Source organism: Streptomyces sp. 4F14, from assembly GCF_048159485.1.
Lineage (GTDB): Bacteria > Actinomycetota > Actinomycetes > Streptomycetales > Streptomycetaceae > Streptomyces.
On the sequence record NZ_JBLRVY010000087.1, the window covers coordinates 1 to 614 of the forward strand.

The window sequence follows — 614 nt, forward strand, 5'->3', positions numbered from 1 at the left end:
GTAGCCGTCGGCGAGGTAGCGGCTGCCGGAGCCCGCCTTGTGCTTCAGGGTTCCGGTTGAATAGGAGCCGTTGCCGTGGCTGCTGCTGTGTTCGAGCGCGTCCTCAAGTCCGTTGTAGGCGGCGGACTTCACGACCGGGTCCGTGCCGCTGACGCTCTTCTTGGTCTGGAGCTGGAACTTGGCGTTGTTGAAGGTGTAGGTGTTGCGGTTCTTGGCCGTGTACGGGCCGTCCCAGTACACGGTGGCGTTGGTGTAGATGTAGCCGCCGGACCGCATGGCGCAGAGCGTGACGTCGAGGTCCCAGTTGTCGGAGTCGGGTCCTGTGTACGACGGGTCGTCGACGGAGTGGCTAGTGGTCTTGCAGTGGTAGCTGGCGGCGGAAGCCGGGGCGGCGGTGGCCAGGGCGGTGGTGCCGGCGAGCGCGGCGAGGATGACGGCGGTGGTGGCGGAGCGCTTCAGGGCGCGCATACAAGTTTCCTTCGGTGGTGGGGAGTTACTGGCTGCAGGTGGTGGTGTGGCCGTGCAGCGGGGTGTTGAGGTCGCTCGGGGTGGTCTTGCGCCGTACGGCGTGGCCGGCGGCGAGGTGGCGCTGGCAGATGGTGAGAACGGGCGGC

2 protein-coding genes are annotated in these 614 nt (G+C 67.3%); both read right to left on the minus strand.

What is annotated here, in order from left to right; all coding sequences use genetic code 11:
• A partial coding sequence (locus ACLZOT_RS49725) for a hypothetical protein (RefSeq protein WP_416975948.1) occupies positions 1–468 on the minus strand: 468 nt, incomplete at its 3' end.
• Between the two features lie 25 nt (positions 469–493).
• Positions 494–614, minus strand: a 121-nt coding sequence (locus ACLZOT_RS49730) for a DUF6238 family protein (RefSeq protein WP_416975949.1), incomplete at its 5' end; no start/stop codon positions are given.